The 21,261-nt window shown below is 44.0% G+C and carries 15 protein-coding genes; 5 read left to right on the top strand and 10 right to left on the bottom strand.

The window, feature by feature from the left end; all coding sequences use genetic code 11:
- Positions 1–9: 9 nt before the first annotated feature.
- Complete coding sequence (locus LVD17_RS15765; protein ID WP_233759973.1) at positions 10–648, bottom strand: 4'-phosphopantetheinyl transferase family protein; 639 nt, start codon at positions 646–648, stop codon at positions 10–12.
- A gap of 718 nt (positions 649–1,366) precedes the next feature.
- Here LVD17_RS15765 and LVD17_RS15760 point away from each other — a divergent pair.
- A complete protein-coding gene (locus LVD17_RS15760) occupies positions 1,367–3,706 on the top strand; it encodes a TonB-dependent receptor (RefSeq protein ID WP_233759972.1) in 2,340 nt (779 codons plus the stop codon).
- Positions 3,707–4,274: 568 nt separating this feature from the next.
- Here LVD17_RS15760 and LVD17_RS15755 read toward each other — a convergent pair.
- From LVD17_RS15755 to LVD17_RS15725, 7 genes are all read right to left on the bottom strand, one after another.
- The gene (locus LVD17_RS15755) at positions 4,275–5,369 is read right to left on the bottom strand and encodes a heparan-alpha-glucosaminide N-acetyltransferase domain-containing protein (protein WP_233759971.1); all 1,095 of its coding nucleotides are present in this window, start codon (positions 5,367–5,369) and stop codon (positions 4,275–4,277) included.
- A 414-nt stretch (positions 5,370–5,783) separates the two neighbouring features.
- Complete coding sequence (locus LVD17_RS15750) at positions 5,784–7,619, bottom strand: IucA/IucC family protein (RefSeq protein WP_233759970.1); 1,836 nt, start codon at positions 7,617–7,619, stop codon at positions 5,784–5,786.
- A gap of 19 nt (positions 7,620–7,638) precedes the next feature.
- Positions 7,639–8,241: a GNAT family N-acetyltransferase gene (locus LVD17_RS15745; protein WP_233759969.1), complete on the bottom strand. Its 603-nt coding sequence runs from the start codon at positions 8,239–8,241 to the stop codon at positions 7,639–7,641.
- Between the two features lie 17 nt (positions 8,242–8,258).
- Entirely contained in the window at positions 8,259–9,440 is a 1,182-nt protein-coding gene (locus tag LVD17_RS15740; protein WP_233759968.1) for an MFS transporter, read from the bottom strand.
- Positions 9,437–10,777, bottom strand: coding sequence for a lysine N(6)-hydroxylase/L-ornithine N(5)-oxygenase family protein (locus tag LVD17_RS15735; RefSeq protein ID WP_233759967.1), 1,341 nt, complete (start codon positions 10,775–10,777; stop codon positions 9,437–9,439). Before LVD17_RS15735 ends, LVD17_RS15740 begins: the two co-directional genes overlap by 4 nt.
- A 2-nt stretch (positions 10,778–10,779) precedes the next feature.
- Positions 10,780–12,318 (bottom strand): pyridoxal phosphate-dependent decarboxylase family protein, encoded by a 1,539-nt coding sequence (locus LVD17_RS15730; RefSeq protein ID WP_233759966.1) that lies wholly within the window; start codon positions 12,316–12,318, stop codon positions 10,780–10,782.
- 948 nt (positions 12,319–13,266) lie between these two features.
- Complete coding sequence (locus tag LVD17_RS15725; RefSeq protein ID WP_233759965.1) at positions 13,267–13,902, bottom strand: response regulator transcription factor; 636 nt, start codon at positions 13,900–13,902, stop codon at positions 13,267–13,269.
- Between the two features lie 226 nt (positions 13,903–14,128).
- On the opposite strand from LVD17_RS15725, the gene LVD17_RS15720 reads away from it, so the two are divergent.
- From LVD17_RS15720 to LVD17_RS15705, 4 genes are all read left to right on the top strand, one after another.
- Positions 14,129–14,536 carry a hypothetical protein gene (locus LVD17_RS15720; RefSeq protein ID WP_233759964.1) on the top strand — a complete coding sequence of 136 codons (408 nt, stop codon included), beginning with the start codon at positions 14,129–14,131 and terminating at the stop codon, positions 14,534–14,536.
- 11 nt (positions 14,537–14,547) lie between these two features.
- Positions 14,548–15,516 (top strand): zinc metalloprotease, encoded by a 969-nt coding sequence (locus LVD17_RS15715; protein WP_233759963.1) that lies wholly within the window; start codon positions 14,548–14,550, stop codon positions 15,514–15,516.
- A gap of 18 nt (positions 15,517–15,534) precedes the next feature.
- Positions 15,535–15,690 carry a hypothetical protein gene (locus LVD17_RS15710; RefSeq protein ID WP_233759962.1) on the top strand — a complete coding sequence of 52 codons (156 nt, stop codon included), beginning with the start codon at positions 15,535–15,537 and terminating at the stop codon, positions 15,688–15,690.
- Positions 15,691–16,005: 315 nt separating this feature from the next.
- The gene (locus LVD17_RS15705; RefSeq protein WP_233759961.1) at positions 16,006–16,719 is read left to right on the top strand and encodes an adenylate/guanylate cyclase domain-containing protein; all 714 of its coding nucleotides are present in this window, start codon (positions 16,006–16,008) and stop codon (positions 16,717–16,719) included.
- 76 nt (positions 16,720–16,795) lie between these two features.
- On the opposite strand, the gene LVD17_RS15700 is transcribed toward LVD17_RS15705, so the two are convergent.
- Both LVD17_RS15700 and LVD17_RS15695 read right to left on the bottom strand, forming a co-directional pair.
- Positions 16,796–17,917 (bottom strand): phytase, encoded by a 1,122-nt coding sequence (locus LVD17_RS15700; protein ID WP_233759960.1) that lies wholly within the window; start codon positions 17,915–17,917, stop codon positions 16,796–16,798.
- 80 nt (positions 17,918–17,997) lie between these two features.
- Positions 17,998–21,168, bottom strand: coding sequence for a TonB-dependent receptor (locus tag LVD17_RS15695; protein WP_233759959.1), 3,171 nt, complete (start codon positions 21,166–21,168; stop codon positions 17,998–18,000).
- Between the last annotated feature and the right edge of the window lie 93 nt (positions 21,169–21,261).

Raw genomic sequence — 21,261 nt, 5'->3', positions numbered from 1 at the left:
TTTCTAAGTTTAAAGGCTGAGCCGCTCAAGTGTAAGTTCTTGCTCAACATTTTGGTCACACGCAAGGTGGATAATGTGATGCTGGTCCAAATCAACTGGTTTTAAATACCAGCATTCGTCCCCAACCCTGGCTGTATTATTGTCAATAATGATTTCGCTTAACGGAATACTTAGCCCCTTGCCATCAGCTTTAACTATGGCCTCTTTCTTAGTCCACATTTTATAGAATCCCCTCAAAGGATCAGGATCTGACTTGATCATCTGCCACTCGGCATTGGTAAACTGCCGGTCAAAATCGCTGAATTCAATCGGCCTGATTTGCTCCACATCTACTCCTATTCTAAGCTTATCGTTGCTTATCACACAAATTACGTAATTACCGGAATGTGAAATGTTAAACTCCACCAGGTCAAGGTACGGCCTGCTGTACTCGGAATATTTTATATCATCCAGCCACTGATGACCCCCTCCGTATTTTTTTAACCCCTCTACCAACAGGAGCTTTCCGATCAGTCCGGCGTGGGCATCCTGCCAGCGATGGTACTTACCGATACGCTTTGCCATATCAGCAGGTAGCATATTGAGGTAATAGTTATATTTTTCTGTACTGAACCTTTCATTAAAACTCGAATAGAGCAGGTAGATCATGGTATTTATTTGGGTTTGACGATAAAGATAAACCTGTCGGACAATGTGGCAAAGGTTGAGAAGGAATTGTTTTAGTATTCAGATGGGGATATTGAGTATTGAGAGGGGCTTGGGGAGTGAAGTTATCGGCGACCGGAGTTTGGTAATAGGTTTTCGAGAACGGGGTGTATAAAAGAACCGGGATTTGAATATTTCTACGGTAGTAATTATCCCTGACGGGGACTACAATGCTATTGAGCTAAGACGGCAGGACACGTGCAAATAGGCACTTTTTGGTTAATAAATTAATGACAGTTTACGGAGCCAGGTTGCGGCTTTACTAAACTTTAAAAGTTTGGTAAAGCTTTACTGGTCTGTAACACCGGCTGAGGGTAATAACCTTAAAGCAGAGGTTGCTACTTTTTTGAGCATCACCTCTCCCGGTAATGGTAGCCTGCCATAATTAAAGATTCTGCCTCCGAATGCCGGAGTCCTCTGCGAGAGACTTTACTGGGAAGTAAAGTGAGTGTTGAGTTCAGAGGGTACAGTCATATCATACACTTCACTAGTTTATTGATAAAAATCACTAGCACTAGTGATTCAAAAACATCAGCCATAGCGATTGACACCACATGAATTACTCTTCATCTTTGCATTGTTTAGATTAATTCTAAATAAATGATTTCACGCAATTCAATGAATATCAAGCAAAAAAGCAACAACAACTAAAACTTATATTATGAGACAACTATTACTACTACTTGTTGCATTATTTACAGCAGCAACTTCCTTTGCTCAGAGCCAGCACGGCTTTGTGAAGGGAATCATCAAAACGAGCGATGGCAAAGAGGCTCCATATGTATCAGTAGCCCTTAAGGGTACACACTATGGTTCTTCTACTGATAAAACCGGGCAATTCAAGATCAGCGCTCCGGCTGGGGACTATACGTTGATATTATCTTCAGTAGGCCTTGAGAAAAAGGAAAGAGAAGTGACTATCAAGGCAGGAGAAACCATCGAGTTGCCGGCTATAGTTCTTCAGGAGTCTATTCAGCAACTGGAAGATATCACGGTTTACGGTCAGGAAGATTACACTGCACCGTTACCTTCTCCCAGTTTAAGGTCTAAAACCCCTATTTTGTTACTACCACAAAACGTACAGGTCATCTCTAAGCAGGTTATTGAAGACCAGCAATCAATTGATATGCTCGAAGGCATAACCAGAAACGTGAGTGGTGCCCAGATGATCGAGCACTGGGGCAACTTTGCCAGAATAAACATGAGAGGCTTTAAATTGCCCGCTTTCAGAAACGGGATGAATGTAGAGATGCCGTGGGGGCCGTTGACAGAAGATATGTCAATGGTAGAGCGTATTGAATTTGTAAAAGGGCCTGCCGGCTTTATGCTTTCTGCCGGAGAACCCGGTGGCTTTTACAATGTAGTGACCAAAAAGCCCTTGGAAAACAGCAGAAATGAAGTTTCGCTGATGACAGGAAGCTTCAATACTATCCGCAGCACGCTGGACGTCGGTGGCAAAGTGGATAGTGAAGGGAAGCTGCTGTACCGCATAAACCTGATGGGACAGCTGAAAGGTTCACACAGGGATTATGAGTTCAATGACCGATATACCATTGCACCCTCATTAAAATATAAATTCAATGACCGCACGTCATTAACCACTGAATATACTTATCAATTCTCTCAAATGTCAGTAGTGGGCGCTGCATATGTATTCTCTCCGAATGGCTTCGGAGACCTGCCACGAGACTTCACTACCGCAGAACCTAACATTGACCCAACGGATATTGAAGAGCACAGTACCTTCATCAATCTAAATCATAAGATCGATGCTGACTGGGAAGTAACCGCACAATTAGGCTATTTAAATTACAAACAAATAGGTTCATCTCTTTGGCCGGAAGGCGTTGATGCCGACGGTAACATGCTCAGAGGACTTGGTATCTGGGATGCTCTTAATGAATCAAAACTTGCCCAGGTATTCGTTAACGGATCTGTACAAACAGGCGCTGTTACTCACCAGATACTCGGAGGTGTAGATATCGGACAGAAGGATTACTTTGCTGACTGGGGACAGGGTGGTCTGCTTGGTGGCAACGTTCCTTTCAATATTTATAATCCTGTACATGGAGTACCTTCTGACTCCATACCTACTTTTGATCGTTCAAAAAGCATTCGCAAGCGTGCCGGCGTAAATAATGTTGGTCAGAGATACTCCGCTCTTTATTTACAGGATGAGATTGGGTTCTGGAATGACCGTATCCGTCTTACCCTGGCAGGCAGATATACCGCCCTGGATGGCTGGAGTTATGGTACTACTACCGAAGATGAGGCATTTACACCAAGAGTAGGCTTGAATGTATCTCTGGACAAAAATACCACGGTATATGGACTTTACGATCAGTCTTTCAGCCCTCAGGGTGGCGCAGATGCGCAAGGCAATGCCTTTGAGCCTGTAAGGGGCAACGACCTGGAAGGTGGTATAAAAAGGAACTGGGCTGACGGCAAATGGAATACTTCACTCTCTGTTTACACCATTACTAAAACCAACGTACTTACCGCTGATCCTGAAAATGTAAACTTCTCTATCCAGCTTGGTGAGGTACAATCTCAGGGAATAGAATTTGATATTCAGGGTGAGATCGTAGACGGCTTAAGCGTGGTACTGAACTACGCCAACACTAATGTAGAAGTAACTGAGGACACCGACGAATCAGTAGTGGGCACCCGCGTAGCAGGCCATGCCAAGCACATTACGAACGGATGGCTGCACTATAACCTGCCTGACCAGGTGCTAAATGGCTTTACGGTATCTATGGGCTACCAATACCAGGTAGACCGCTCCAGCTGGACCTGGAATGCAGATAATGAGTCTGCTCTACCTGACTACTTCAGACTGGATGGAGCAGTTTCATGGCAGAATGATGACCTGAAAATAGGACTGAACGTCAATAACCTGCTAAACGAATACCTGTACTCAGGTAGTGCTTACAGCTCTTTCTACTACTGGCAAACCGAGCCTGGCACTAATTTCAGGTTGAACCTGCAATACAAATTTTAAAAGAATAAAGCAGCTCCTTTCTTAACGGGAGGAGCTGTTCGAAAACTAACACATTATTTGTCCGGATTCATAGCCGCTGGCCCAACCAACAGCAGCAAACGGACAATGAAAATAGCGGACATTTTTAGTAAGGTTATTAAAACAAATGATCAGGTGTAACAGCCTGATCCCGCTATTTTTATCTAATATCCATTCGGATACTCTATACCTACATCTTTCCGATTAATTTAAGTTTACCAGAATAGCGGCTATAAGAACTAAACTGCGGCTTTACTAAAGCTTTAAAAGTTTGGTAAAAGTTTAACTGTTCTGTAGTACTAGCAAAAGCAAGACCTTAAGGCAGAGGCTCCATTCTTTTTAGGTGCATGGTCGCCATCTTTCTACAGAAAAGCTACCCTCATATTAGATGTGTATGTAAATTTCCTCCTTGAAGAGGTATTTGGTGTGCTTTTTACGATTTAAACTTTAAGAATTATCCGAATCGGTTGGGCAAAAGCACCAAGTCCGGTCAGAGTACTACCTACTCTCTTTCGGACCTGGCACCCGTTAAATTATTTTAAGACATTTCTCAGGTACTTTTGCTCAAACTTTCCGGGTTCTTTTGCGACATCAAGAGTGTACGGTAATTATTTTTCAGGTACACCAGACTTAATGACAAGAACAGGAACAGCAGCATAAGTGATAGTACAACTACCCCCTGATGCTCCCAAAAACCGAAAACGGACATTCCCCAGTTAATCAATACCCATTGTGTGATATATAGTGAGGTAACATTCCGGCTGCAGTAATATAAAAACCTAAAGGCACGGTTGTTTTTGATATGTGTAGTCAGTAGGTTGACTATCCAAAGCGCTACAAGGTTGAGCCCCATCAAACCTAGCGATCCCCCAGGGCCTAGGTGGTAATAATCGCCAAAGTGATAGGTGAAATCATACAGGCACATTAATACGCCAACAGTAAGCAAACCTAAACCTACTACCAGCATGGACTTAAAAAGAAATACCTGGTCAGAACCTTTTTCCCTGAACCACATACCAAAAAACAGGCCTATCAATATAAATGCACTCCATGGAAACATAGGGAAATATACCTGATAGGTTGCTCCCCAGAGCAAATCGCAGATATAATCCAACCCCACTATGCCTGGCCTGTAGCCCCTCAGCTCGCTGGACACCAAAACGATGAACAAGGCCAGTACTAAAGGTACATATTTGCTTTTGGAAAAGCGCACGATAAATGCCATCAGGATAAGAGTCAGGCCTGCCAATTGCAGAATGTCTCCCAGCAGAAGGAAGAACACCATGTTGGAAGGGTCACCATAGGTCATACCGTAGGCTTCTACAAAAGGTACTGGAAGCCCTCCGAAGAATAATGTAGGGACTACAAACTTGAGGATGTTCATGGTGTAACCGGCCAGCAGGATAATACCTCCTCTTTTGAGGGATCCCTTAAAACTTTGCTTACGTGAAAAGACGAAGGAAATACCCATGGACACGAGGAACATGGGGGCACCCTGCCCTAATATATGAACTATCTGTCCTAAAGCAGATTCGTTTCGGGTTGCGGCATCACCATACACGAGCATGGTATGCACGAGTATCATAAGTACTACACTAAGGCCACGCGCAAAGTCAATGGCCAGTATTCTATTATTGGTTTGCATTTCAATTGTAGTTTTAGATGTTTTAGATTGAATTAGGTTGTATTTTGGATTATTTGATTTTTTGTAATTCCAATGTTCTGTCCCTCCCCTGACAGAACATCAGCCTGTATGAACATTCCAGTTACCAGTGTGTACCAAAAGCCTTGTATTTAGGTCTACTATGCTGCAATTTTTTGTTTTTAAAACCCGGGCTACACCATGCTGCCGCTCGAAGCTTTAGCGCGGGCGCCCGGGGCTATAAGCGTTAAGCTCTTTCAGAACCTTTATTCTGAAAGATTTTGCTCATTATTGGCTTTGGGGTCTCAAATCCAGATTCGTTTCCCTTACGGACAATTTTGATTCTCCTCTTCATTTTATGTGCCCTCCATCCCATTTTCTGTCCCCAGACTGAACACTTCAATATCACCTTCCTGCTTATGTTCTCATTGGCTCAACCGCTTCAGCACCGGCCCTTTTGTACGTTGCTACAGGGTTTTTTAATGTTCCGAAAAATTGCAGGTTATTGCTGGGGTTAGCCAGGTCTACCATTTGCTGATTATTTCTCAACTGCAATCGATTAAGGCATGAGCGTGTAAACTCGGGTGCGAAGAGGTCATATTGCTCAAATTTGTTAATCAAATGAGGATGTGCATCCTGGTAATTTTGGATGCATTGTGCCACCAGGTTCCAAAACCTCTCTTCATCGTATTGTGCATGTTCTACAAGAATGGCAGATAAAAACCTGAAAAAACAGTCAAATACATCAGTAAAGATGGATAGCAGCTTGACATCTTCAGGTGTAGGGGCATATAGCCTCTGCGCTTTCTCAGGCAATATCACATCAGGACTCAGCACCACTACTTCTTCCGTGATGTCCTTCATAATGGCTTTTACCGGTATGTTATTTTCAAGGATCAATATCAGGTTTTCTCCGTGAGGCATAAACACCATATCATATTCATAGAAGCAATGTAGCAGCGGACTCATGTAGCAATCCAGGTACCTGGTCAGCCATTCGTCAATATCCAGCCCGCTTGACATGATCAGTTGAGGTACAAGCGCAGCCCCTTCCGTATCGATATGGAGCAATGCTGCCATGGTCATCAATTTTTGTCCTGATTGGAGTACCGTGGCCGGACTTTCGCGCCATAGTGCAGACAGCATTTTATTGTAGGCCAGGCTTCTGCCCAGCTCTTCATAATAGTGGTTGCGATACCCTACCGAAGCCACTTCGCCCAACATGGTAAACCCTTTCGCAGCAAGGTAGGCATCACCTGCCAGTCGCTCTGTTATCCACTCCATAATGGCCGGTGTGCTGCTCATGTAGTAAGGGGACAAGCCTCGCATAAAGCCCATATTGAGAATAGATAATGCAGTTTTGGTGTAATGCTTTTCAGGGTTGGTGATATTATAAAAAGTCCTTATTGACTGCTGCGCCAGGTATTCGTCAGAAGCATAGCCCAGGCACACCAGCAGGTTTGAGGCAATATCAGCGGCAAAAATATGTACGAGCTTGTTAAACCACTGCCAGGGATGGACAGGCATAAAATAATAATCTGCTTTATTCAGTCCCTTTTCTTGCAGAATAGCACTGAATTTCCCCAGAGTATCCGCTCCAAGCTCCCGGATGATCAGAGCTTCATAAGGCAGCCTTTCTATTCCTGCATAATCCGCCCTGCTTTTATGGGCAGCAACCCATATCAATTTTACCGGGGCACCGGCTTCGGGGGCATAAGCCTGATAGTCAGAAGCATCAAAACCAATACGGCCATTGTTAGCAACAAAGCAAGGATGACCGGCTGTCATAGCATGCTCGATATCCTGATATTCTGCGACTGTCAATTCACACGCACTTAACTGCTTTTTGGTGTGCATATAGGCCGCCCCATACAAGGTGCTGCTGATCTCTTCCATGTAGGTAGGCAGCATTTCAGCAGGAATGCCGAGGCTGTCCCTGAACTCGGTAATAAACTTTAACGAATCAAGAGTTACTGCCTGCCCGTCAATTACCTTTTCGATAGATGCCTCATCAATATGCCAGTGATCCAGGTGTAGTTTTTGCGCTTTGAAGCTGTATTCTACGTTACCATGGTCTGCCCGGAGTATGTAATGCCCCGTATCTTCATGCTGATGCTGTAATTCCGGAGTAATTAAAAGCTCATGGGCAAATTCACTTATGGCTTTTTTTATATGAAGCCTGTTCACTTTCTCCCACACCTTAAGTTTTAGATGGCTAACGGCCGATTCCGGTGAGAAATTAATATCTTTCATTTTTAATATATTTTTAAATTCAAGGTTGGTTTTTAATGGCCTGACTGAACTGTTCATAATTACAAAAGGCCAGACACGCCGTTTTATGGGGCAGCTTTACCGTACGTTCGTACTCAAATCCTGCCCTCCTGTTGAGCCCGTGTATTTTATGGTTCCTTTCATCCGGCTCCACCACCACACGCTTTACCCGCTCGTCGGTGAATAAAAAGGTCATGATGAACCTGAAAATATACCAGGTGAAATTTGTAATGGGCTTATCGGCCGGAGCTACTAGTATGTGCATGCCATAGTCACCGGGTTCCACACGATAGTGTCTGCCGATGACTTCATCTGATGTCTTGTACTTTTCCATCAGAAATGAAGGTTTGCCATTTACAGTTCCTATAAAAATTTCCGAATAAGTCAAAAGCCTTTCGTACTCCCGGCGTACATCTTCAAGAGATGTATTTTGCATCATCCAGTACTTCGCATAGTCGCGGTTGACCCAATCATGGATCAGAGATGTATCCTCCTCTATTTTCAGAGGAGAAAGTGTTACCATTCCAATATTCCCCATCTCTCTAGCAAAGATTATCTCCCTTTCACCGGTGGGAATGTTATGTATTTCTTGTGCTGTTTTCATATTCTGGTTGTTTCAAATCAGGTAGATGTTTGTGCCAGTGATATTTTTGACCTAAAGCTGAAATAGTATGCCAGCAGGGTGACTACAAAGCCTGCGGCGGCTACAAAGAATGGCATTTGCAAACCGTGATGGTCTACCAATATCCCCGCAGAGAATGAAGCGATCAGAACCCCCAGGTTTTGAAAAAAATGGATCTTGCTGTAGTCCGTGGCATATGACTTCGGCGTACTTAGTTCAAAAAGCAGCACATCGTATTTCACCACGGCATGGTACATGGCCCAGCCGTAAACAAACCGTCCCAGGAACACCACCAGGTCACTTGGGGCTGATTGCAAAAACAGCCCGGCAAGCCCCAACAGCATAGCCGGCACGATGCCCTTGTAGCTATTATCAGATTGCTTTTGTCTGTAGCTCAGCCAAAGAGCAAAAAGCGCTACCACTCCAGGTATGGCATAAACAAAGCCTGATACTATTTCAGAATCATAAATCGATATCGACTCCCAGTACAGCGAGAAAAACGGACGGATAAGAAAAGCGCTGAAATAAAAAACAAGCGTAATCATACCCAGCTTAAAAATGAACCCGTTCGGCATCAGTGGAGAGCTCTCTGTTGCTTTGTCATCCTCTTCGTGAGTACGAGTGGTATCGAACCGGCTGCTTTTGATCAGGAAGAAGCTTACAGCCATCTGAACAAAATCACCAATCGCCATGATCAGAAACAGGTTTCGAGGGTTGTACAGATCAACCACGTACCCGCCCAAAATAGCCCCCAGTATACTTCCGAAGTGAACAATTACAGACAACAGACCGATAGTGCCTGAATAATTACCTTCCTTCTCCAGACTCATCACATACGGATAGATGAGCAGGTAGCTGCCCTTAAAAACGATCATTGAAAGGGAAACTATCCAAAACTCTACAAGGCTTTGAGTCCAGTAACAATAAATGCAGAGCAGCCCGGCGAGCAATTGTGTCCATACCAGCAGGTTGAGCTCCCGCACCCGCCTGGCCACCCAGGCCCAAAACGGAAAAGCAAACATTACAGTGAAACACGTGGCGGCAATGTAGTAACCCACATGCTGCGGGTTACTCATGCCAAACGTCTCCTCAAAAAACTGGGGATAAAAAGGCATGAGCATAGCATCACTGACCACGGCCAGTAAGGTCATTGCGATAAGAAAAAAACGGAGATTCATCATGGCTGTTCCACAAGTTCCGTTTGTACCATGCTAATTTCCTCTTCTGCATTTACTCCAAACTGCTGAAATGCAATTCTCTGCTCAATCGGGTAATGATCTTTACCTGTCAGCGACCTGATGATATGCGAATTGCGATAGCAGGCCATCCCCAGGTCCGGTGTCACAAAGCCGTGCGTATGGAGCTCAGCATTCTGCACATAAATTTCACTGTTATGTTTATCGATGCTGTAGTCGCGGTGCACATCATATCTGCCCCTGGCATCCCACTTTATCCTGTCACGAATACCTTCTACAAATGCCGGCGTACGATAAGTATAGCCTGTTGCCAAAACCAGACCTTCAGTATCCAAACGATAATGTTTATTGATTTCGCGTTGACAAACTTCAAGCTCAAAGCTGCCGGAGACCTCATTAAAGGTAGCCTTTGTCAGTTCCGAATTCGTTCTCAACCCAACCTTTATATCGTGAGTAAGTCGTTTGGTATAAAGCAGGTTATATATGTCGCCAATCAAATCAAAATTGATCCCCTTGTACAGGTTCTGCTGCTCTTTTACCAGCTTATCCCTGCGCTCGACGGGTAGTTCATAGAAATAATCGACATAATCAGGCGAGGTCATTTCGAGAGTCAGCTTGCTATATTCCAACGGAAAAAAGCGTGGTGACCGGGTGATCCAGTTGAGCTCGTACCCATAAACATCAATTTCCTGAAGCAGGTCATAAAAAATCTCCGCCGCACTCTGTCCGCTACCCAGAATAGTAATTGACTTTTTGCCTTGCAGCTTCTTTTTATGGTTGAGATAAGAGGCGGAATGTACAGCCTTGCCCATGAGTTCGTTACAGCAGCCAGGAATGTAGGGTACCGTACCTGTTCCCAGTACCAGTTTCCTGGCATTATATGTTTTGAGGTCACCGGTTTTAGTGCAGAGCGTCTGCACCTGGTAGCATTGCGACTGCTCATCATAGGTGATCTGCTGAACGTCGGTGTTAAATACAATGTTAGGGAGCTTGCTGATTACCCATTGGCAGTACTGATTATATTCATTTCGAAGCAGCAGGAAGTTTTCCCTTATATAAAATGAATAGATCCTGCCCTGCTCCTTGATGTAATTGAGAAAGCTGTATGGGTTTGTAGGGTCTGCCAGTGTAACCAGGTCTGCCATAAAAGGAATCTGCAGCGTGGTGTTTTCCAGCAACATGCCCGGATGCCAGTTAAATGATTCCCTTTTATCCAGAAATATGCCGTTAAGGTCTTCAATAGGCTCAGTAAGACAGGCCAGACCAAGATTAAACGGCCCTACGCCAATAGCGGCAAAGTCGTATGTTTTTGTTGATGTCATGGTTAGTTATTTCTAAAGAATTCTTGTCCGTGTTTTTTAATGATTTGAATGATCTCCTCCATGTCCTGGATGGTAGTAAGCGGATTAAGGAGCGTGAATTTCAAATAAACGGATCCATTTACTTTTGTGCTGGCTATCAAAGCTTCGCCCTCCTGGAACATGGCCTTTCTGATGTAGGCATTGAGCCTCGATAACTGCTCTTCGGTAAGGGCCTTGCCTTTTTGAAAAGGCTGATACCTGAAAAGAATGGCGCTGATCTCCGGCTGGTTCAGCACTTCAAAATCCCCTGATGTACGTAGTGACATGGCCGTGTCCTGGGCAAGTTGTATAATGTCATCAATGTATTGCCCCAAACGCTTCCGCCCCATAACCCGCAACGTCAGCCATAACTTCAGGGCATCAAAACGACGGGTGGTTTGTATCGATTTCTTCACCATGTTGGGGATGCCCTCATCCTCCTGTTCTTTGGAATTCAGATAATCAGCATGATATTTTATGTGATCGACATACTTCTTATTCCTCATAAAAAATGCACTGGAGCTAACCGGCTGGAAGTAGGTTTTGTGATAGTCAATGGTAGCAGAATCAGAAAGTTCCAACCCTTTTAACTTGCGCTTATGCTTATCGCTTAACAATAAGCCTCCTCCGTAGGCAGCATCTACGTGAAACCACATACCATACTGCTGCGCTATCGCAGCTATCTCCGCCAAAGGGTCAATAGCTCCCGTGTCAGTGGTGCCGGCAGTACCTACCACAGCAATGGCAATATTGCCCTTGGCCCTTTCAATTTCAATGGCCTGCCCTAATGCCGACATACCCATCCTGTAGTGGTGGTCAACAGCCACCGGAATAATGGAATTTTGACCTAACCCAAGAAGGCTCGCGTTTTTCTTAAGGCTGAAATGACTGACTTCACTGCAAAAGATCCTGAATTTGGAAGCTTCGGCCGGCAGCCCCTGCATTTTAGGGTCTACTGCATAATGGGTTTTAATAAACTGATCTCTGGCCAGCAAAAGTCCCATCAGGTTAGACTGGGTGCCTCCACTTGTAAAAATACCATCCGCATCGGCAGGGTAGCCCATGTGGTCAAGTGTCCAGTTGATCAGCTTAAGCTCTACAAAAGTACCTCCGATGCTTTGATCCCAGGTATCCATAGAAGTGTTGATGGAGCTGATGATCACTTCCGCTGCCAGGGCCGGTATAAGCACAGGGCAATTGAGGTGCGCTACATACTTGTTATGATGGAAGTTAATGGCATCATTGAGGTACAGCTCTTTTAGCTCCTCGAGGGTCTCATTGAGTGTCAGGTTTTCTTCTGCATCCAGAAATATCTTTTCAAACCTTTGCTCAATGGCCTCCACCGAAACTCCGGTGAAAGGTGTATCGCGTGACTCAAGGTGGTTTACCACGGCATTGGTGGCTTCGTGGATGCTCTTTTGGTACAAAAATTTATTCTCCGGCAGATCATTAAAAAAGTACTTGTTACTCGTACTCCGGATAATCTGATCCAGTAGTGCGGTGTCGTTTTTTTCAAAATTCATGGCAAGACATTGGTTTATAGTTAGTTTAGCTAAAGTTCTAAGAATAAGGCATTTACAATTTCCTTAATTAGAATAATTCTAAATAAGGAAATTCATGCTGCAAATGTATCGGCAATGTGAAGGGCGGACAATCCCGCAAATAGCGTATTTTTAGGGTATTTTATGAGGTAGGAACAGCTAGCCAATTTGAGGTATTTATCTACCTAAAATTGGGTAGATGAAGGGAATTGGTTTGAAGTGGCATTCTGTCGGGGGACACACAGGGCAGGAAGATTTAACTACTTTCTGCCATAATTAAAAATACAGTAGAATCCTATTCGAGCTCTTCTAGAAACTCTACTGGGAAATAAGAGATCAGGTTTGATGTCTGACCTGTTTTATATAAGGTGCTTGTATTCTGTCCCCTGACAGAGGAGAGGTAGTTGTGTTCTTTTGAAATTTTGAAAGACAGAACATGCAGGGAACTAGAAAGGAGTATATATCACGGCAGCAATTCTGCCGAGAAAAAGCATCTCCTCTCATCCATAATCTGTCCCTGACAGATCATCTACTGCATGTTCAGTACCTGCGCAATGTTTCGTCCGGCAACACTGCGGTACCAGAAAGGGTTGTGTTCTATTCAAGACGTTCCTATGGCACAGGTTTGCTTTTTCGTTTTCCTATAAATTATTTATGTCCTTACAGGACACTATTCAGTCTTATCGTTTAAAAGAGATTTCGGGTCTTTCCTACAACAATCCCGTAGGATTAAATATTTGTTGAAATAATCATTTAGATCAGATTGTCCTGTATGGACAAAATAAGCTGGCCTGTGAAGTGACGCCCTAACCTAATAGATTAAGGGTGAGGTATGCTTTTGATTTTCATCTCATCTCCATGATCTGTCCCCTGACAGATCATCTCTGCTGCCCTGACAGAACTATCTCTTTACAGAACTGTCTGCATACATTACATGATGCGGTTGTTGATGGCGTATAAAACCAGATCGCTGGTTGATGTGAGGTTGAGCTTTTTCATGATGTTTTTGAGATGGGTACGCACAGTGTGTATACTGATGGAAAATTCTTCGGCTATTTCGAAGGGTTTCTTCCCGGCTCCTATGTACCTGGTCACTTCCATTTCCCTTTCTGTCAGCTCCGGAACCCTGCTAGCCAGAGAGGCCACAGGGTTTACCCGCTTTTCCAGCAAAACTTCGAGTACTTTATGACAGAAAAATTTCTCTCCACGAGCTACGGTCTCTATTGCCCTTAACACCTGCTCTTTATTGCACTCTTTGGTGATGTAGCTCTCCACTCCTGACTCCAGTACGCGGTTGATATTCTTTTTGCAAGGATCAGACGAGACTATGATGATGCTGCTTTCCGGTGAGTTCTTGCGGATGTTGCCAATGTCATTGATGCTAAAATGTCCGGGGATATCATAATCCAGCATGACCAGCTGTGGCTGGTGCTGAGCTACAGTCCTGCATAGTTCATCACTATTTTCCGCTTCGGATACCACTTTTACCTTTCTCCTATTGCGCAAAAGAAGTTTCAATCCATCTCTATACAAAGGCTGGGTATCAGCTATTACTGCCGTAATCATGTCGCTTGGTCAGGTTTAGGCGTTATTTAAAATGATTTTAAATAAGAGGCAAAGCTAGCCGCGAAAAGTGTATTCCGGTATAGCTAGTGCTAGTGATTTGCACCTCTTACGCCAACGAGAACGAACCTAACGCCCACGTCGGCAGGATTATATTACCGGAAAAACACCCTTTTAACATGGAATAATTTTATTGAACTTGGCTATTATTTTCTGATCAATACTGCTAATGAATCAAATCAATTCCATAGAGCAACTGCGCAAGACTGGTGACCTGTTCCATGCCATTTTTGCTATGGGTAAAGTTGATTACCAGCTTTCTGTTCCTGATTTCCCCCCTTTGATAAATCAGCAGATCAGCCAACAATTAAATAGCTATAAAAATCAATGTGGGTGTACGGCAGGTAGCATAGCAACAGGAATTGCCATATTGCTCGTCTTTTGCAGTTACCTTACTGGTATTCTTGAATTCTCTTTAAGTCTGAAACAATTGGTAGTGCCAATCATCGCTATTGCCTTAGCTGCTACCCTTGGTAAAGCCATCAGCATATTGCATGCTCGTATTCAAATGGTCATACTGATCAGAAGTATTCTGACATTTATTGAGCACAAGCCCGGTAATCATTACAGAACCTAAACATCAAGACAATGGGAAGAGTATGCCGTGAAGTACAGGAGTGGATCGAGGAGGAAATCGAACAGCCTATCGAAGAATGGGAGAACCGTCAGGAAGAGCGCTGCCGCGAAGAGCCATGTAATTGGTGGATGCTCTGTTTAAATAAACTTTTTTGCTGGCTTGTATGGGTAACGGTTAAAGTTATTCGCTGGGTGGTAGTCACCGTTGGCAAATGGGTTACCCGGATTGTTTGTGAGATCGTAAACGTCATTTTGGATGTAGTGGGCTTCATTGTTAACCTCATTCTGAGCATTCCTGTAATAGGAGGTATTATTCGTACTATTTTGAACTGGGTAACAGAAATTATCTGGCGGCTGGCAGGTCTCATAGATTTCTTAGTCTCCTGGGCAGGTTTGCGCCTGCGTAAGAAGATGTATTTCGGAGTTGTTGTACCCAGCGTCAGAGGGACCCCTATCGCTACTGATGCAGATATAATGAATCAGGTAAATGCAGCCATTGCCTTTTTCGATCAAACCTGCAATATCAATATGATATTCACGGGGATTTGCCATACGGGAGTGAAGCCTCCTGATGCAGGCCTCACTGTGGGATGTGATGCCGGTGGTTTTTTTAACGACTGGTGGCTTGCCGGTTCATACTTCGAATTTGCAGCGGCTACCTGCAAGTTCACCGATGGTTTTAGAAGAGTAATAGGTTATGGAGCTGAAATTATTGTGTTTATTGTTCAAAATGTAACTCCGGATACCCCATCAAGCACTACACGGGGATGCAGCTTTGGCTCTACTCATAACTATGTTGTAGTGGAAGCAGGAACAGCTGTTAGTAATTTTATGGCCAGTCATGAAATCGGGCATGCCTGCTGGCTGCCACATGATGGAGGCACCAATCTGATGAATCCTTCAGTACCCTTCACAAACCCAACGTTAACTGCTCTACAAATAGCAACTGTTCGCGGTAGCAAACATTGTGTATACCTTTAAAATTATAATGAAAAGATCATGGAAACTAAAACTGCTAATATGAAACCGGATGAAGCCCAAAACCGCATAGACTCATGCAGTGCCAATTCAACCTTTAATTTTGTGGTTGGTACTATTGCCATAGTGACGGCTGCCATTGCAGGCTTTATCATTTACAGTCAGTTATTTGAATAAAACTCACAACCCTGTAGTGATATGTATGCAGCACCAAAATAATAGAAGTCATATCAGAAGTCTCGTATGTCATTTCAAACCCGGCTACCTGAATTTTGATATGACTTTTGTAAAATAAATAAGCAAGCTTCTCTCATGAAGAAAGTGGCTTTGTCTTCATTATCAACGGGCCTCTCACGATCATAACAGGCCTGGGTTCTCATTTTTTTTATAAAAAAAACAATTCTCATTTTCCCTGCTGACATAGGGCTGTCACAAGTGCATAATACCTTTATAAAAACAAAGGAACCAACACACTAAAAACTGACTGACCCCATGAAACAGCTAAAATTATTTACCCCGAGTGTCTCGCAATCCATACAGGTTGATATAAACAGAAGATTAAAGAAAAACAGAAAGGCTGCCACACAAGATACCTCACAGGCAGACCTCTGGACGCAGCCAAAGGAAGAAGAACGGGAAATGGCTCTCTTCTTTCTTGATATCCGCAATTTCACCCCATTTGTTGAGCGGCATACAGCGCATGAGGTGATCTACATTGTCAGGAAGCTGTTCTCCTCGTTTCAGACTATCATCCGGTCAAACCACGGACAGATCATCGAGACTTCCGGTGATGGCTTTTATGCAGCTTTCGGATTTGACCGTAGCGTAGAAGAAGCTGTAGCATCAGCTGTAAAGGCAGGGAAAGCCATTTTAGAAAGCCTCGAAAGCCTGAACGAAAATGTATTTGTAAAAAAACTGAATCAACGTATTGATGTAGGCATAGGCCTCCACGCTGGCAAGGTGGCTACAGGCACTATTCATTTAGGAGGCAAAGATCACCTGATCGTAATGGGGTATCCGGTCAATATTGCTTCCAGGCTGGAGGCTGCCACCAAAGAACTGAACAATAACTTTATCATTTCTGCCGCCGCCTTTGAAATGCTTAACAATCCACCGACAGACCAGCCAATAGCAGAGATTAGCCTGAAAGGTGTTGTCGGGCCATGCAGGATACATCTGTTGGGAAAGCCTTATATAGGGAATTGAAGATGCATCCGAATAAAAGACCTCCAAGGCTTCAAAAAGCTTGGAGGTCTAAACCAAATGAAGAAATCTAAAAAAACTATTGAGCTTTCAGCACTTTATCCGCCTTCACATCCATTATTTCCAAATCTTCGCCGGCAATATCTTCCCAGCGGTAGAATTGGAAAGTCTTGTCATCAGACATGGCTACGAACAGGCCATGTTTGAAGCGGTCGTTAAGTGGCAGGCTGGTAACATCACTGCCATCACTTTCCGAAGTTGATACATCTATACTTTTCATTAGCCTGTGGTCGTGAGGGTTATTTTCAGAACCTTCCCTGCTAAAAATATGGAACTTGTTGGCCTGCTGGTCAGATACGATAATGTAGCCTTTGCCATTTTCAGTTTTATAAATAGATATACCCTCGTGGTCTTGGGTGAACTCTCCATGATTGCCAAACAATGCCAGTTCAGTGTTGGAACTGTCAGGGTGAGCATAGTATTTACGGATGCCATAAGTCTCATCTGAATAATAGACATACCCCAGTTCATTGTCTACGGCAATGGCCTCGATCTCTTCTCTTCCGCTAAAGGCGCCAAACTTCCGTACAAGGGTACCTTTCAGGTTTCCCTGGCCATCGTCTTCCAGCAGGTACTGCCATAAGTAAGTGCTATCCGGGCCGGTCTTTCTTCCCGCTATGGCATAAAGTTTACCACTCTCCGGGTTTTGATAAAGCGCAACACCCATAGGCTCACGCAGCTCCTCGCCCAGGAAGATCTCAATACCACCATTGTCAACCGGCTTCATAGAAGGAAGCGCGAAGGCCCGCAGAGAATTGGTATATCGCTCTGTGCATACAGCAATATCCATTGACTCTCCACCGATCATTATATTGTAGGCAATATCCACATTGTTAGGGCGCTTGATATTCTCTACCGTTTTATCCTTGATAATGTTTCCATCCAGATCATAAACGTACAGCGCGCCGATACCTTGCTCGTTACCTTTATCCGTACCTATGATCAGGCTTTTTGAAGCATCCTCAGGATTGACCCAAATGGCAGGGTCATCCGTATCATTGGCCGCGGGTTGGGTTACTACCACTGGTTTCAATTTTGTACTGACCACTTCGACCGGAGGAGCAGCCTCCTGAGCCGGCTTCTGGCTGCACGATGCGAATATGATAGCTATTGATGATATATAGATATAGTTAAATTTCATTGTATATGGTTTCATTAAAAATACCAGTCCTGAACCCCAGGCAATCTCAATACTCATGACTCAGGACTAACTACTATTTTTTAGTTTTTAAATAAATCAAATTTTACCCCTGCGTTGAACCTTGCATTATAGTACTCCATCTGCATGGTGCGCCCCTCGATACCTTGATAGTAACGTAAAGGCTGGTTAGTCAGGTTGTTGGCTTCAAAAAAGAACCTCAGCTGTGGCGTAAATGCGTATGAACCGTTGATATCAACAAAAGTTTGTTTGTCATAATAACGGTCAGAAAATGCATCACCACCTACTTCATCGATATAGTCGCTGGAATGGTTGAGCGATACACGCAATACAAGCTTTTCAGTTTCGAATGATAGTGAGGCATTGAATAAATGATCAGCAGTACCGGGCAGCTCCAGGCTTTCTCTGGGTTCACCGTCTTCATTGGTTACACCGTCAGCCGTGGAGTGGTTGTAAGTGTAGTTTACATAAATTCCCAACCCTCTCCAGATGCCAGGCAGGAAGTCGAGCTGGCGCTGAGCAGATACTTCAACCCCGTAAAGCGTGGCTTTACCACCGTTTTGTGGCTGGAAATACGTGTCAAAAGTCTGTCCGCTTGCGGCATCGTCATAATCCTGCGTTTGATTGACATAAATAAAATCGTTGATGTCTTTATAGAAAAAGCCTGCCGATAATATTCCCACTGAGGAGAAATAATGTTCACCCATAAAATCGAAATTCATGGAGGTGGTTGGCTTCAACAGCGGATTACCTACCGTCAGCTCATTGTCCTCAAGGTTTACTTCCCTGAAAGGCACCAGATTGTAGTAATTAGGTCTGGCAATGGTGTTAGTCCAGGCAAGCCTCAGGATAGTATTGTTAGTAACATCATACTTAAAGTGGAGGCCGGGCAGTACATTGGTATAGCTGTCTTCATCAGTAACGGATGAGATGCCAGCTACATCCCCGTCTTCATTGAGGATCAACTCGTTGCCGGTATACTCAATATGCGTATTTTCCATTCTTAAGCCACCTATAGCCGACAGTTTGCTGCTGAACTGATAATCGACCATGGCATAGGCAGCAATTATGTTTTCATTAGCAACGAAATTGGCAGGCAGGTACTCTTCAGGCTTATCCTCACCTTCAAACTGACCAGTATTCGCAAAATTCAATGAACCAAGCCATTCTGCACTGGCCAAAACACCTGTCTGATAGCTACTTCCTGCAAGGAAATCAGGATCACTCACATCCTCATTAGGCACTGCATCCAGCGTTTCAAATTCATCATTGATAAATTCATATTCAGTAAAACTGTTCTTTCTTGATTTTTCCTTCCGTCTCAGCTTACCTCCAAATTTCAAGAAAGAAAACTCGCCCAAAGGAAGTTGTAAATCAAGTTTTGTATTCCAGTCAGTTTCTTCAGTAAGCTGATTTTCCTCCGTGAGCTCATCCAGTTCGAATAGTGAATAATCCTGAAGAGCAGGGTCATTTCCTCCCAAAGAAAAACCATCACCACCGGTTGGTCTCAGCACCGGTTTTTTAGGATTTGAAATATCCTGAATGAACAGCATGCCCTGAGGTTCATCTTCGCCATCAACTTCTACTTCGGGTTCTGCCGTGTACTGCACATACCTTTCGTGTGGCCTCTCTTCAGAAGCTTTGGCATAAGTAGAAGACCAGTAAAGCTTGATATTTCCGAGCAGGTGATCTCCGCCTAAAGTTATATTCCTGACCCTTTGGTCTTCGAGTCTGGCATTATCATTTCGACCGGAACCAATACCTCCCTTGGTTTCACGTTCAATGGTTTCTACGAAAGAAACTCCATTCTCGTCAGGCTCTCCCATATCTTTAAAAGTTACCCTGTACCTGTTTTCCCAGTCATCTCTGTGATTGTACATGCTTTTCAGGAACAAGGAGTGATTGTTATTGATTTTGTAATCAAGGGCAGCAGAAAGGCTTCTTCTTACTCTTCTTACCTGATACTCACGGATATCCATTTCCTCTACATAAGCGCCATTGTCGCCTTCTGCCCATACGGCCTCTACGTTGTCAGAGCCGAAATCATGGTCATTATATGAACCGCTCACGATCACGCCAAGTTTATCGTTGAAGAGCCTGTCTCCTACGATAAGGCCGCCTGTCCATATGGGTTTTTCAGAAAGGAAGTTATAGCCGCTGGCCAGTGTTCCTGAGAGCCTGAGGCCACCAGGAGCAGAGCGCGTAATCAGGTTTACTGCTCCTCCGATAGCATCGGCATCCATATCGGGTGTTACTGCCTTGCTTACTTCAATGGTCTGGATCATGTCAGCAGGAATAAGATCCATTTGCACTCTCCGGTTATCACCTTCTGCCGAAGGGATGCGCTCGCCGTTGAGCATTACAGAATTCAGCTCAGGGGCCAGGCCGCGGATAATGATGTTTCTGGCTTCTCCCTGATCATTTTGTATAGTAATGCCCGGGATTCTTTTAATTGCATCTCCGATATTGGCATCAGGGAATCTTCCTATCTGGTCGGAGGCCACCACATTAGTGATGTTTTGGTTCGTCTTTTGCTGGTTTAACGCCTTAGCCTGTCCCTTTAAACGGTCTCCCATAATCAGGATTTCCTCGCCCACCAATGTACCCGGCTCCATTTTCAGATTGACCGCTATCGTCTGGCCAGCCTCTGCTACAACGGGCTGTTCGTAAACCTGGTAACCTATGAACGATATTTTAACCTGATGCTCACCAGGAGGTACATTAAGGATCACGAAGTTACCTTCACTGTCGGTTATAGCACCAACATTGCCGAGGTCAGCAAGCATTACCGATGCACCTGGCAGCGGAAGTCCGTTTTCATCGAGCACTCTGCCGGTTATTTTACCTTTGTCTTCTGCATTTAACCTGAAGCGGTTCTTGTTTTTGCTTACTATGATCGCATAGTTGATTTGCTTAAATTTTACATCGGTGTCTTCAGCGATCTTTGTTAGCAGTTCGCCAACGGTTTTGTACTCTTCATGTATATTTACCCTCGTTTCAAGGTCAACCTGGTTTGGACTATAAGTGAAGCTAAAATCGGAATTTGCTTCTATTACAGTAAAGAACTCGGAAAGAGAGCCCTTTTTCATATCTGAGTTGATTTCCACCTCAAATACGCTTTGCGCTGTCATACCCGACGCCGCCAGCGTACTGAAGAGTATTATTTGCATAGCTAAGCCATACAATGTGTACTTACTGTACACCTGAATTGTTTTCAGTAAGTTTTTTTTCATAGTTTTAAGTGTTTAAGGTTCATACTTTTTCGGTGTTAACTTTAGATACCGGGTTAGTTGTTTGTCAGGCATGCTAACCCGGAGATCATCAAT

The sequence above is a fragment of the Fulvivirga ulvae genome (assembly GCF_021389975.1).
In the GTDB taxonomy this organism is placed as follows: domain Bacteria; phylum Bacteroidota; class Bacteroidia; order Cytophagales; family Cyclobacteriaceae; genus Fulvivirga; species Fulvivirga ulvae.
The sequence above is the reverse complement of the archived record's forward strand: the minus strand, read 5'-3'. Positions and strand labels throughout refer to the sequence as shown.

What these genes read in the sequence shown, in the direction of transcription:
- LVD17_RS15765 (WP_233759973.1), bottom strand. Translation starts at nt 648, where the DNA reads ATGATCTACCTGCTCTATTCGAGTTTTAATGAAAGGTTCAGTACAGAA.
- LVD17_RS15760 (WP_233759972.1), top strand. Translation starts at nt 1,367, where the DNA reads ATGAGACAACTATTACTACTACTTGTTGCATTATTTACAGCAGCAACT.
- LVD17_RS15755 (WP_233759971.1), bottom strand. Translation starts at nt 5,369, where the DNA reads ATGCAAACCAATAATAGAATACTGGCCATTGACTTTGCGCGTGGCCTT.
- LVD17_RS15750 (WP_233759970.1), bottom strand. Translation starts at nt 7,619, where the DNA reads ATGAAAGATATTAATTTCTCACCGGAATCGGCCGTTAGCCATCTAAAA.
- LVD17_RS15745 (WP_233759969.1), bottom strand. Translation starts at nt 8,241, where the DNA reads ATGAAAACAGCACAAGAAATACATAACATTCCCACCGGTGAAAGGGAG.
- LVD17_RS15740 (WP_233759968.1), bottom strand. Translation starts at nt 9,440, where the DNA reads ATGATGAATCTCCGTTTTTTTCTTATCGCAATGACCTTACTGGCCGTG.
- LVD17_RS15735 (WP_233759967.1), bottom strand. Translation starts at nt 10,777, where the DNA reads ATGACATCAACAAAAACATACGACTTTGCCGCTATTGGCGTAGGGCCG.
- LVD17_RS15730 (WP_233759966.1), bottom strand. Translation starts at nt 12,318, where the DNA reads ATGAATTTTGAAAAAAACGACACCGCACTACTGGATCAGATTATCCGG.
- LVD17_RS15725 (WP_233759965.1), bottom strand. Translation starts at nt 13,902, where the DNA reads ATGATTACGGCAGTAATAGCTGATACCCAGCCTTTGTATAGAGATGGA.
- LVD17_RS15720 (WP_233759964.1), top strand. Translation starts at nt 14,129, where the DNA reads ATGAATCAAATCAATTCCATAGAGCAACTGCGCAAGACTGGTGACCTG.
- LVD17_RS15715 (WP_233759963.1), top strand. Translation starts at nt 14,548, where the DNA reads ATGGGAAGAGTATGCCGTGAAGTACAGGAGTGGATCGAGGAGGAAATC.
- LVD17_RS15710 (WP_233759962.1), top strand. Translation starts at nt 15,535, where the DNA reads ATGGAAACTAAAACTGCTAATATGAAACCGGATGAAGCCCAAAACCGC.
- LVD17_RS15705 (WP_233759961.1), top strand. Translation starts at nt 16,006, where the DNA reads ATGAAACAGCTAAAATTATTTACCCCGAGTGTCTCGCAATCCATACAG.
- LVD17_RS15700 (WP_233759960.1), bottom strand. Translation starts at nt 17,917, where the DNA reads ATGAAATTTAACTATATCTATATATCATCAATAGCTATCATATTCGCA.
- LVD17_RS15695 (WP_233759959.1), bottom strand. Translation starts at nt 21,168, where the DNA reads ATGAAAAAAAACTTACTGAAAACAATTCAGGTGTACAGTAAGTACACA.